This window comes from Dyella sp., assembly GCF_035486915.1.
In the GTDB taxonomy this organism is placed as follows: domain Bacteria; phylum Pseudomonadota; class Gammaproteobacteria; order Xanthomonadales; family Rhodanobacteraceae; genus Dyella_B.
In genome coordinates this window covers 1-11577 of the sequence record NZ_DATHMR010000213.1, presented here as the reverse complement: position 1 = coordinate 11577, position 11577 = coordinate 1, and the positions used below count along the sequence as shown (strand labels likewise).

General features: G+C 60.5%; 14 protein-coding genes. 12 read left to right on the top strand and 2 right to left on the bottom strand.

The window, feature by feature from the left end:
- On the top strand, positions 1–1170 hold a 1170-nt coding region (locus VK725_RS17875), incomplete at its 5' end, for a glycosyltransferase family 39 protein (protein ID WP_325319414.1).
- Positions 1171–1172: 2 nt separating this feature from the next.
- On the opposite strand, the gene VK725_RS17870 is transcribed toward VK725_RS17875, so the two are convergent.
- Both VK725_RS17870 and VK725_RS17865 read right to left on the bottom strand, forming a co-directional pair.
- On the bottom strand, positions 1173–1757 hold the full coding sequence (locus VK725_RS17870; protein WP_325319413.1) for a nucleoside triphosphate pyrophosphatase: 585 nt from the start codon (positions 1755–1757) through the stop codon (positions 1173–1175).
- Positions 1754–2206, bottom strand: coding sequence for a hypothetical protein (locus tag VK725_RS17865; RefSeq protein ID WP_325319412.1), 453 nt, complete (start codon positions 2204–2206; stop codon positions 1754–1756). Before VK725_RS17865 ends, VK725_RS17870 begins: the two co-directional genes overlap by 4 nt.
- A gap of 198 nt (positions 2207–2404) precedes the next feature.
- On the opposite strand from VK725_RS17865, the gene VK725_RS17860 reads away from it, so the two are divergent.
- From VK725_RS17860 to tmk, 11 genes are all read left to right on the top strand, one after another.
- Positions 2405–2884 (top strand): YceD family protein, encoded by a 480-nt coding sequence (locus VK725_RS17860; RefSeq protein ID WP_325319411.1) that lies wholly within the window; start codon positions 2405–2407, stop codon positions 2882–2884.
- 18 nt (positions 2885–2902) lie between these two features.
- A complete protein-coding gene (rpmF, locus tag VK725_RS17855; RefSeq protein ID WP_325319410.1) occupies positions 2903–3097 on the top strand; it encodes a 50S ribosomal protein L32 in 195 nt (64 codons plus the stop codon).
- A 165-nt stretch (positions 3098–3262) separates the two neighbouring features.
- Complete coding sequence (locus VK725_RS17850; RefSeq protein WP_325319409.1) at positions 3263–4237, top strand: beta-ketoacyl-ACP synthase III; 975 nt, start codon at positions 3263–3265, stop codon at positions 4235–4237.
- A 108-nt stretch (positions 4238–4345) separates the two neighbouring features.
- On the top strand, positions 4346–5293 hold the full coding sequence (fabD, locus tag VK725_RS17845) for an ACP S-malonyltransferase (protein WP_325319408.1): 948 nt from the start codon (positions 4346–4348) through the stop codon (positions 5291–5293).
- Between the two features lie 37 nt (positions 5294–5330).
- The gene (gene fabG, locus VK725_RS17840; protein ID WP_325319407.1) at positions 5331–6071 is read left to right on the top strand and encodes a 3-oxoacyl-ACP reductase FabG; all 741 of its coding nucleotides are present in this window, start codon (positions 5331–5333) and stop codon (positions 6069–6071) included.
- Positions 6072–6360: 289 nt separating this feature from the next.
- A complete protein-coding gene (gene acpP, locus VK725_RS17835; RefSeq protein ID WP_126672824.1) occupies positions 6361–6606 on the top strand; it encodes an acyl carrier protein in 246 nt (81 codons plus the stop codon).
- Positions 6607–6812: 206 nt separating this feature from the next.
- Positions 6813–8051, top strand: coding sequence for a beta-ketoacyl-ACP synthase II (gene fabF, locus VK725_RS17830; protein ID WP_325319406.1), 1239 nt, complete (start codon positions 6813–6815; stop codon positions 8049–8051).
- Positions 8052–9401, top strand: coding sequence for an aminodeoxychorismate synthase component I (locus tag VK725_RS17825; protein ID WP_325319405.1), 1350 nt, complete (start codon positions 8052–8054; stop codon positions 9399–9401).
- Positions 9401–10216, top strand: a complete 816-nt coding sequence (pabC, locus tag VK725_RS17820) for an aminodeoxychorismate lyase (RefSeq protein ID WP_325319404.1) — start codon at positions 9401–9403, stop codon at positions 10214–10216. The genes VK725_RS17825 and pabC overlap by 1 nt, the downstream gene beginning before the upstream one ends.
- Positions 10213–11253 (top strand): endolytic transglycosylase MltG, encoded by a 1041-nt coding sequence (gene mltG / locus VK725_RS17815; RefSeq protein ID WP_325319403.1) that lies wholly within the window; start codon positions 10213–10215, stop codon positions 11251–11253. The genes pabC and mltG overlap by 4 nt, the downstream gene beginning before the upstream one ends.
- Positions 11250–11577, top strand: a 328-nt coding sequence (gene tmk / locus VK725_RS17810; protein ID WP_325319402.1) for a dTMP kinase, incomplete at its 3' end; no start/stop codon positions are given. The genes mltG and tmk, both read left to right, overlap by 4 nt.

Here is an 11577-nt window from a genome sequence, read left to right as displayed (position 1 = left end):
GGTGCCGTGGCGATGTTGGCACTTCTGCGCGCCACGGACGAGAACCGTTTGCGCGATTGGCTGTTACTGGGCGTTGCGCTTGCGGTGTGTTGGCTTAGCCACTACCGGGCGGCGATGTACATGGTGGCGGGTCTGCTGCTGTTTCTTCTCACTCCGCGTGGCCGCCAGCAATGGAAACGTAGCGGTTTCTGGTTGGCCATGCTGATCGCGGCATTGGGCTTGATCCCGCTTCTTGTTTCCAACTGGCAGCAACACGGTGCAGGGTTGGCGTTCCAGCTTATGGAACGCAATCCATGGCGCTTTCATGCCGACACCTTGGTGCAGCCATTGGAGCAAGCCGTCACGTGCACACCTTTTCTGTACATCAGTCTGTTGTGGGCGGGGTGGTGTTGCTGGCGTCGACGCAGGGAAGGCGGTCCGTGGGATGTGATCGCATATTTGTCGCTCACGTTTGTCATCGTCTACTTCATCGCCGGGCTTTTTGCGGACGATCAACGCTTTCGTGTGCATTGGCCATTGCCCGGATATTTGCCATTGATGGCTGCGCTGCCTGTTTTGATGCGCGAGGCTGCCAAAAGCCGTTGGCGCACGTTTACGGTTGTCGGAGCGGGAGTCGCTTTGTTCGCGCAAGTGGCAGGCCTGTGCTACCTGGGGTTGGCTGCCAATCCTGTTGCGTCGCGTTGGCTCGGACCGGCGCGTGCATTTCCCACTAGTTTTATCGGCTGGAAACAGAGCGCGGATATCGTAAAGGTACAGCTTGCCGCACAGCCGGCAGTGCTGGTTGCCGACAATTTTATGATGGCCGCCGAACTCGATTTTCAATTCAACGGCCAGCGTGCGGTGTATTCCCTGGATAGCCCGTTGAACGTGAAATACGGACGTGCGCCACAACTCGCGCTATGGGGCTTGGACGAGATGGCTTTGCGTCACGAGCATGTGGGGAGTCAGGTGTTGCTCGTTGTCGACGAACATGCGTTGCGCGAGCGCGAGCGTGCGTCATGGTTGGGTTCGCTTTGCGCACGCATCGACAACTTGCAGCCCGTTCAAAAACTGGGGTTGTTCGACAACCGCAAGAGCATTGCGTTTTACCGCGGTCACGTTGCAGCGGGTGCCGATACCGGCACTTCGAACGATTGCGTGGCGTGGCGCCAAGCCGCGGCAGACGAATAACGTCAGGGAATGTTGACGCCTGCGTCGCGCAGCAATCTCGTCAATGCGATCAGCGGTAAACCGATCAGTGCGGTGGGATCGACGTTCTCGATGCGCTCGAAAAGAGCGATTCCCAATCCCTCGCATTTGAAGCTGCCCGCGCAATCCAGCGGTTGCTCGCGCTCGATATAGCGTTTGATTTCCGCCGCATCGAGCGTGCGGAAATGCACGCGCGTCAGATCGACGTGCGTGTGGCGTTCACCACTTCGGGTTTCGAATAAGCAAAGCGCCGTATGGAAGTTCACGATATGGCCGGAGCACGCTGCGAGTTGTTCGAACGCACGCTGCTCTGAACCCGGTTTGTCGAGCACGCGGCCGCCGAGTTCGGCAACCTGGTCAGAGCCGATGACCAGCGCGTCCGTCAGACCGGTGCCGGCATCCGTGGCCTTGGCGATGGCCAATCGCCGTGCGCGATCGGCCGGCATCTCGCTGGCGATGATATTTTCGATGGTTCCGGGTGCGCGGGCCTCGAAATCCAGCCCGAGCCGTCCAAGCAGTTCGGCGCGGTAACGCGAGGTCGAGCCAAGGACGATCCGCTGAGGCGTCACTGCCCGGCATCCTGCCGGATGTGCTCACGCATGGCGGAATCCAGCTCGCTCTGCGCTTGGCCCAGCGCCTGCAGAAGCGGCTGGAGCCGTTCGCGGGTCTGGTCCATGTCGCGCGTGGCGGTGTCCAGCTCGCTTTGGCTGGCGGTGGGAGCCCGGTCGCGAATCCAGATGCGCTGCTGGAGTAGGGCACGCAAACCAGCTTCGACGGCATGGTCCGCCTCCTGCTCGCTGGCGGCAGGAAGGTCAGGGTTAAGCGACATTACCGCGTGGGCCTGCTGAAGCCGGGCCCGGCAGGCTTTTAGGTCAGCTTCCAGGCGGTCTGCCAGCTCCAGCAGTTGGCGCAGGCTGGTGGCACGGCGAGTCATTTTGCGGAGCATGAACGCCCCCACCAAGGCTGCGGCCAGTAAAATGAACAAGATGGCCAAACCGAGCAAAAGGTAGGTGTCCACTGATTGGATTGGGCTCAGGGCGGGGATGGATACCAGTCTGCCGTATGAGCCGGATTCAGGCAAAGCGCGATGATCCGCGGCGTGATGCGGTTTACGTCCCGATCAGCGATGTCGATCACGGTTGACTTGAAGTGGCCGGAAACTTAATATTTCCCGGTTATGTCCGTGACACTGCCAGAGTCCGTGGACGCTTGGCGCATGGTTTCGGCGCGGCGTTCGTTTCAGGGGTCCCTGCCCATCGCCGCCATGCCACGCCTCTGTGAAGTGCTGGCAGATACGGAAGGTTTGGCGCAGTACGACCTCGATTTCGGTCGGGACGAGTACGGTACGGCATACCTCAGCGTTCGTGTTCAGGCGCCTCTGTGGCTGATTTGTCAGCGCACGCTCGAACCGTTCGTAATGCCGGTTTCGCTGGACAGCCGATTGGGTCTGATCCGTTCCGAGCGCGATGAATCTGCGCTTCCGGCCGGGTACGAGCCGCTGCTGATCGGCGAGGATGACAAGCTGAGCCTGCTGGATGTCATCGAGGACGAACTGCTGTTAGAGCTGCCGCTGATACCGATCAACCCGGACAGCGAGCTGCCCGAAGAAGTAACACGCCTGCCGGAAGAGCAAGAACTTTCCGATGAGCGCCCCAATAACCCGTTCGCGGTATTGCGCGAACTCAAGAAGACCTGATTTAGCTGGAGAACCATCATGGCCGTTCAAAAGAGCCGCAAGACCCCGTCGACCCGCGGCATGCGTCGCTCGCACGACAAGCTGAGCACCGTGCAGCTGGGCACCGATCCGACCAGCGGTGAAGTGCATCGCCGTCACCACGTGACGGCCGATGGCTACTACCGCGGCAAGAAAGTGGTCGACACCAACGTTGCGGTGGTCGAAGAAGACTGAGTTGTTCCGGCGAGCCGTCAGGCTCCGGAATCCGGTTCCGCAAGGCGGCGCGGTGACGCGCCGCTTTGCGTTCTTGCGTCAGGCAACGTAACGTTGCTGTCTTGGTGTGCCGGCTCCATGTGAGACGGAAGACGACAACACCGTCCGCCCGCTGATGGAAATTCAATGGCTCAGATTTATTCCCGCATCATGGCCACCGGCAGTGCCTTGCCGGAACGCGTTCTGACCAACGCGGACCTTGAGAAATTCGTCGATACCAGCGACGAATGGATTTACAGCCGCACCGGCATCCGTCAACGTCATATTGTGGCCGAAGGGGAGACCACCGGCGATCTGGCCACGCTTGCCGCGCAACGCGCGCTGGATGCCGCAGGTGTCAAAGCATCCGAGCTCGATCTGATCATTCTGGGCACCACCACGCCCGACATTATTTTTCCTTCCACCGCATGCCTTGTGCAACATCGCCTGGGGGCGAATGGCTGCGCCGCCTTTGATGTGAATGCCGCGTGCTCAGGTTTCGTGTACGCGCTTGGCGTTGCCGACAAATTCATTCGCAGTGGCCAGTCGAAGAAAGTGCTGGTGATCGGCGCCGAAACGCTGACGCGCATGGTCGACTGGAACGAGCGCGAAACCTGCGTGCTCTTTGGCGATGGCGCTGGTGCTGTGGTGCTTGAGGCCGCCAGCGAACCGGGTATCTACGCGACCTGCCTGCACGCCGATGGCGGTTATAAGGAACTGCTTTACAACCCGGTCGGTGTCTCCGTCGGCTTCAAGGACGAATCCAACCACGGCGTGCGTATCCGCATGTCCGGCCGCGAAGTGTTCAAGGTTGCGGTAAAGACGCTCGATTCGCTGGTCGAGGAAACGCTGAATGCCGCCGGTATGGATGCCTCCCAGCTTGACTGGCTGATTCCGCATCAGGCGAATTTGCGCATCATCGAAGCGACGGCCAAGCGTCTGAACATGCCGATGGAGCAGGTGATCGTCACCGTCGACAAACACGCCAATACCTCTTCCGGCTCGGTGCCGCTCGCGCTGGACTTCGCGGTGCGTTCGGGCCAGGTCAAACGTGGCCAGAACCTGCTGCTGGAAGCTTTCGGCGGCGGTTTTACCTGGGCTTCGGCACTGTTGCGCTACTGATCCAGGCAAACGCCTGCGACAAACATGATGTGCGTCAGCCGAATACGGCTGCGTACGTCACGCAATGATGGCACCATTTCGTTTTTACCCGATGAATTGCGCCTCTTCATGACTCAAACGTCCGCATCGCTCGCCTTCGTTTTTCCTGGCCAAGGTTCGCAATCGGTCGGCATGCTTGCCGATCTCGCTGCTGTTCACAGCGACGTCAAGACAACCTTCGACGAAGCCTCGCAAGGCGCCGGTGTCGACCTGTGGGCACTCAGTCAACAAGGCCCCGAAGACCAGCTCAACCGTACCGAAAACACGCAGCCTGCGTTGCTCGCAGCGAGCGTTGCCGTGTGGCGTGTGTGGCAGAAGCTTGGTGGTGTGCAACCCGCGCAGCTTTCGGGCCATAGCCTGGGCGAATACAGCGCGCTAGTGTGTGCCGGTGCGTTGTCGCTGCATGATGCCGCTGCGCTCGTTGCCGAACGCGGGCGTCTGATGCAGGCCGCCGTGCCTGCCGGCGTCGGAGCGATGGCTGCCATTCTGGGCGGCGATGACGAACAGATTGCCAACGTTTGCGCCGAAGTCGCACAAGGTCAGGTGGTATCGCCGGCCAACTTCAATTCGCCGGGGCAACTGGTGATCGCCGGTAACGCCGAAGCGGTCGATCGCGCATTGGCCAAGCTCGCCGAATTGGGCGTGAGGAAAGCGGTGAAGCTGGCCGTTTCTGTCCCGTCGCACTGCGCACTGATGCGCGATGCTGCGGACAAGCTCGGCGAACGCATGGCTTCTATCGTCTGGCAGCAACCGGCCATTCCTGTTGTGCAGAACGCGGAAGCACGCAGCTATACATCCATCGACGACATCCGCGGCGCACTGCAACGTCAGTTGTATCTGCCGGTGCGCTGGACGCAATGCGTGCAGACGCTCGTCGCAGGCGGTGCCACGCGCATGGCCGAATGTGGTCCGGGCAAGGTGCTGTCGGGCCTGATCAAACGCATCGACAAGAGTGTGGAAGCACGTGCGCTCGGTGCGCCGGCGGATCTCGACGCCGCACGTAGTGAATGGGCTTGAGCGTCTCACGGTCTTCGTTTTTCAAGGAACCTAACGAATGAGCACACTGAAAGGTGAAATCGTACTGGTCACCGGTGCCAGCCGCGGTATCGGTGCGGCGATTGCGGACGAACTGGCCTCGATGGGCGCAACGGTTATCGGTACGGCAACCAGTGAATCCGGCGCTGCGGCCATCGGCGAACGTCTTGCTCCGCACGGCGGACATGGCCGTGTGTTGAATGTCACCGATGGCGGTGCCGTCGAGGCATTGATCGACGAGATCGCCAAGCAATTCGGTGCAGTGTCGATTCTCGTCAACAACGCAGGCATTACACGCGATCAATTGCTGATGCGTATGCGCGATGAAGATTGGCAGGCGATTCTGGACACCAATCTGACCTCGGTGTATCGCACGTCCAAAGCCGTCATGCGCGGCATGATGAAAGCGCGCAAAGGCCGCATCATTTCGATCGCGTCCGTCATCGGCCTTACCGGTAATCCGGGCCAGTCCAATTACGCCGCGGCGAAGGCGGGCATCATCGCGTTCTCCAAATCGCTTGCGCGCGAGATCGGTTCGCGTGGCATCACCGTCAACGTGGTGGCGCCGGGCTTTATCGATACCGATATGACACGCGGCCTGCCGGAAGAGTCCAAGCAGGCGCTGCTCGGCCAGATCGCGCTTGGCCGGCTGGGTGAGGCCAACGATATTGCTAAGGCCGTTGGCTTCCTCGCATCGCCTGCTGCCGGCTATATCACCGGAGAGACTTTGCATGTGAACGGTGGCATGTACATGCCCTGATCGTGGCCTTCACGGCCTTCACGGGTGCTGGCCTCCTGCATGAGTGCGCCACACCCCATAACACCGTTTGAATTTTTCGGGCCCAAGGCGGCCTGGCTGATATGAAAAAGTCGTCAAGTCGTCCTTTTTAGGCGACAATCGGCGCCTTCGCCTCGGCGCAGGCACTGTGGCGGTTAGTTCCCACTGGCATATAATTGGCGGCTTCGCGGCTTAGCCACTACAATGCCGCAGAATTTGTCGGCGAAAAGTCCGGCAAGACAAACAATTCCCCTTGGGAGGTAAAGGCAACATGAGCACCATCGAAGAACGCGTCAAGAAAATCGTCGTCGAGCAGCTGGGCGTCAAGGAAGATGAGGTCACGGCGAACGCTTCGTTCGTGGACGATCTGGGCGCTGATTCGCTGGACACAGTCGAACTGGTGATGGCTCTCGAAGAAGAATTCGAAACCGAAATTCCGGATGAAGAAGCCGAGAAGATCACCACTGTGCAGCAGGCTGTGGACTACATCAAGGCTCACAGCAAGCCTAACGCCTGAGCATGATTCGTTGTGTCGGGATCGCGGAGCCCGCGGCCCATGCACTACGTAGCGATACCGGAACCTGCGCCATCAAGGCGCAGTTTTCGTTTCTGCAATGTGTAACGTCCGATCCCGTATGGTGTACAGGATCGACGCGCATCGCAATTTGTGGAGGGTGATGCCTTGCGGCTGATCCATCCCGAACCAGCAAGGAAATTAAGTCCATGAGCAAACGACGAGTGGTAGTGACCGGCATGGGCATTATTTCGCCGGTCGGTAACGACATCGCCACCGCCTGGGAAAACATTCTCAAGGGTGTCAGCGGCATCGGGCCGGTAACGCATTTCGATGCCACCGCCTATGCCACCCGCATTGCGGGTCAGGTGCGCGACTTCGATCCAACGCAATGGATGGCACCGAAAGATGTGAAGAAGATGGATCCGTTCATCCATTACGGCGTTGCGGCGGGCACCCAGGCCCTGCGCGATTCCGGACTGGAAGTGACGGAGGCCAACGCGCCACGTATCGGCGTGGCCGTGGGTGCCGGTATCGGCGGCCTCAACACCATCGAAGACACGTCGATTGAGTTGCACGAGAAGGGGCCGCGCCGCGTGTCGCCGTTCTTCGTGCCCAGCTCCATCATCAACATGGTGTCGGGCAATCTATCGATCATGTTTGGTCTGAAAGGACCGAATATCGCGTGCGTCACCGCGTGCACCACCGGTGCGCATAACATCGGCCTGGCTGCGCGCATGATTCAGTACGGCGATGCGGATGTCATGCTGGCTGGCGGTGCCGAGTTTGCAACCACCGGCACGGCGATGGCGGGTTTCTGTTCTGCCAAGGCGATGTCCACCCGCAACGACGATCCGCACCGAGCGAGCCGCCCGTGGGATAAGGACCGCGATGGTTTCGTGTTGTCCGACGGTGCCGGTGTGCTGGTGCTGGAAGAATACGAAATGGCCAAGGCGCGCGGTGCGCGCATTTATGCCGAGCTGGTTGGTTTCGGCATGAGCGGCGATGCGTTTCACATCACGGCCCCGAGCGAAGGTGGCGAAGGCGCGGCGCGTTGCATGGTCGCGGCGTTGCGCGATGGCGGCATCAACCCGACGGATGTGCAATACATCAACGCACACGGCACCTCAACGCCGCTGGGTGATCTCGGCGAAGTGCTCGCCGCCAAGAGCGTGTTCGGCGATCACGCGTACAAGCTCGCGATGAGTTCGACCAAGTCGACCACCGGTCACTTGCTCGGCGCGGCGGGTGGTGTAGAGGCTATCTTCAGTATCCTCGCTCTGCGCGATCAGGTATTGCCGCCCACCATCAACCTGGATGAGCCGGGCGAAGGCTGCGATCTCGACTTCGTGCCGCACACCGCACGTAACGCGAAGCTCGACATCGTCATCTCCAACTCGTTTGGTTTCGGTGGCACGAACGGTACGCTCGCCTTCCGTCGCATCTAAGTGACCTGCGTAACACGTACACTCGCCGGCCGGCGCGATTTGCTCGCGCCGGCCGCTGCGTTTCCGGAGCGCTATCCCGCGTTGCTTGAAAGCGTGACGCGTGTCAGCGCGCAGGCGCGTTACGACATTCTTTTCGCGTTTCCGCAAGATACGCTGAGTCTTTCATCGGACGGGCAGGTGCGAGGTGGAAACGCTGCGGTCGTGCCGGGTCGTTTTCTTGATGCACTCGACGCTGCATGGCGTGCCGAGCGCACCGAACAAAGCAACGACGACGGTCTGCCATTTCACGGTGGCTGGGTACTGCTGCTGGCTTACGAGCTCGCTGCGGAAATAGAACCAAGCCTGCGCTTGCGCCAAACACAGCATTTACCGGTAGCGCTGGCGGTGCGTTGCCCCGCCGCGATCATCGTCGATCACGTGCGCGAGCAAACCATACTGGTCGCGGAAGCGGGGCAAGAAAGCTTGCTCGATGCGATGGAAGCCGATCTGCACATCGATTCAGCGATTCCTGCACTCGCCGCACCCGAGGTCATCGAAGAAGACGATCCTTCGTTCTTCTTAAGCGGCGTCGAATGCATTCACGAGCATCTGCACGCGGGCAATCTGTTTCAAGCTAATCTTTCGCGCGCGTGGCGGGCAAGCTTTGCCTCTCCCCCGACGCCTGCGAGTCTCTATGCAGCATTGCGCAACGCCAACCCGGCTCCTTTCGCCGGATTGCTGCAGCAGGCCGATTGGGCTGTCGTCAGTTCGTCACCCGAACGCCTGGTAGAAGTGCGCCGGGGCACCGCCCAAACCCGGCCTATTGCAGGCACGCGGCCACGTGTCCCGGGCGACGATGACCTGGCCCGCATTCGCGAACTGACGGCGCATCCGAAAGAGCGCGCAGAGCACGTGATGCTGATCGACCTCGAACGCAACGATCTCGGTCGCGTCTGCCGGCCGGGCACGGTTGAAGTTAATGAGCTGATGGTCGTGGAAAGTTATGCGCACGTGCACCACATTGTTTCGAACGTCCGCGGTCGTGTTCGCGATGGCGTCACGCCGGGACAGGTGATCGCTGCAACGTTTCCGGGTGGCACGATCACGGGTTGCCCTAAAGTACGCTGCATGGAAATCATTGCGTCGCTCGAAGATGCACCGCGCGGTGCGTATACCGGCGCATTGGGCTATCTCGACCGTAATGGCGATCTGGATTTGAACATCCTCATTCGCACGCTGACGTTGAACGGAAACGAGGTGACGCTGCGCGCAGGCGCGGGCATCGTTGCCGATTCCGTGGCCTCGAAGGAACTGGACGAAACGCGCGCTAAAGCACGCGGCATGCTGCGTGCACTTGGAGCAGCAGGCTGATGATGCTGGTCAACGGCCAGCCGCGGGACAGCATATCGGCGCTTGATCGCGGTCTTGCCTACGGCGATGGGCTGTTCGAGACGATCCGCTTCGTATACGGCGACGCGCCGTTATGGAGCAGGCATATGCATCGCCTGCTGACCAGTTGCGAGCGCTTGCACATGCCTGCGCCCAATCCACAGCAACTGCATCAGGAAGCGCAGCAGGCAGTGGGCAATCAGCGAGAAGCGGTTGTGCGAATCACCGTGACGCGCGGCGTAGGAGAGCGTGGATATGCGCTGCCTTCCGTCACGGCAACGACGCGCATCGTGGCGGCTTTCCCGATGCCCTCCATCGTCGTATCGATCTATCGCGATGGCATTCGCATGCATCGATGCCACACCATGCTGGCGGATCAACCCATGCTGGCCGGCATGAAGCACCTCAATCGCCTGGAGCAGGTGCTCGCTCGCGCCGAATGGAACGATCCGGCCATTGGCGAAGGATTGTTGTGCGACCAGCATGGCCACGCGATCTGCGCCACGGCAGCGAACCTCTTCGCTGTTGTCGACGGTGTTCCCGTGACGCCTTCGCTGGAGCGTTGCGGTGTTGCGGGTGTCGCGCGTGCCGAGGTGTTGGACGCGCTGCCTGCCTGTCAAATCCGCGACTTATCTGCGACCGACTGCCTTCGGGCTTCTGAGCTTTTCCTCAGTTCCAGCATTCGCGGCATCCTGCCAGTTCAGGCGGTGGGCGATACCGTGTACGCTCCCGGTCCGGTAACCCGTGCTATGCAGCAGCATTGGCGCGATCTCGGATTTGCAACGGAGCAAGCATGACTCGAAGCGGCGCAAACCTCGGGCGTACATCGTGGCGCCTCGTCCTGCTGGTGCTGGTGCTCGCTTGCGCGGCCATTGCCGTGTGGTTCTGGCGCGATTTCGCGCGATTCGGCAACACGCCGCTGCGAGTGACGGAAACGGGTCAAAGCATCGAGTTCGAGCGCGGTACCAGCTTCAAGGACATCGTCCATCAGCTTCGCGCGCAAGGTCTTAGCACAGCGGCACCGCTTTACTGGCGTCTGCTTGCCGAAGAAATGCATGTGGCCGGCCGCCTGCATGCGGGCGAATACGCGCTTGTTGCAGGCATGACGCCGCAACAGCTGCTCATCAACATGGCGCAAGGCAAGGTCATGCAGCGCGATGTCACCATCGTCGATGGCTGGACATTCCGCGACGTGTTGCAAGCGCTGGCCAAGGCAGACGAGCTTAAGCACGACACCGTCGGCCTCGATGACGCCGCGATCATGCAGAAGATCGGCGCATCGGGTGAGAAGCCGGAAGGGCGCTTTCTTCCGGAAACCTACGCCTACGTAAAGGGCGATAGCGATCTGGACGTGTTGCGGCGCGCACATGATGCCATGGTGAAAACGCTCAACACCTTGTGGGCGCAGCGCGATCCCAATGTTCCTCTGGCGAGGCCTTACGATGCATTGATCCTCGCCTCCATTGTGGAGAAGGAAACCGGTCGTGCCGACGAGCGCCAGCGCGTCGCAGGGGTCTTTGTCCGCCGACTGCAAAAAAGCATGCTGCTGCAGACCGATCCCTCCGTCATCTACGGCATGGGTGCCAGCTACACGGGGACGATCCACAAAGTCGATCTGACAACTGATACGCCTTACAACACGTATACCCGTCCTGGCTTACCGCCGACGCCCATTGCGATGCCCGGTAAACTCTCGATTGAAGCCGCGCTACATCCCGCGTCGGGTGAGGATCTCTACTTCGTGGCGAAGGGCGACGGTACTCATATTTTCGCATCGACGCTGGATGAGCAAAACCGCAACGTCGCCTGTTATCAGCTGAAGCATTGCCAATGAATCGACACGGACGCTTCATTACGCTCGAAGGTGGCGAAGGCGCTGGTAAAAGCACCTTGCTGACGGGGTTGCACGATTACCTTGCCCAGCGTGGCGTGACACTTTTGCAAGTGCGTGAACCGGGGGGCACCGCCCTTGGTGAGGCGATTCGTGCCATTGTGCTCGATCCAGCACATCCGGACATCAGCGCGGAGAGCGAGTTGCTGTTGATGTTCGCGGCGCGGGCGCAACTCGTGCGCGAACGCATTCTCCCTGCGCTGGATGCGGGGCAATGGGTGCTGTGCGATCGCTACGTCGATGCGAGCTACGCTTATCAAGGTGGCG

Bases quoted from the DNA above. Each gene is read 5' to 3' on its own strand.
- fabG (WP_325319407.1), top strand. From the start codon at position 5,331: ATGAGCACACTGAAAGGTGAAATCGTACTGGTCACCGGTGCCAGCCGC.
- mltG (WP_325319403.1), top strand. From the start codon at position 10,213: ATGACTCGAAGCGGCGCAAACCTCGGGCGTACATCGTGGCGCCTCGTC.
- VK725_RS17850 (WP_325319409.1), top strand. From the start codon at position 3,263: ATGGCTCAGATTTATTCCCGCATCATGGCCACCGGCAGTGCCTTGCCG.
- fabD (WP_325319408.1), top strand. From the start codon at position 4,346: ATGACTCAAACGTCCGCATCGCTCGCCTTCGTTTTTCCTGGCCAAGGT.
- VK725_RS17860 (WP_325319411.1), top strand. From the start codon at position 2,405: ATGGTTTCGGCGCGGCGTTCGTTTCAGGGGTCCCTGCCCATCGCCGCC.
- acpP (WP_126672824.1), top strand. From the start codon at position 6,361: ATGAGCACCATCGAAGAACGCGTCAAGAAAATCGTCGTCGAGCAGCTG.
- rpmF (WP_325319410.1), top strand. From the start codon at position 2,903: ATGGCCGTTCAAAAGAGCCGCAAGACCCCGTCGACCCGCGGCATGCGT.
- fabF (WP_325319406.1), top strand. From the start codon at position 6,813: ATGAGCAAACGACGAGTGGTAGTGACCGGCATGGGCATTATTTCGCCG.
- pabC (WP_325319404.1), top strand. From the start codon at position 9,401: ATGATGCTGGTCAACGGCCAGCCGCGGGACAGCATATCGGCGCTTGAT.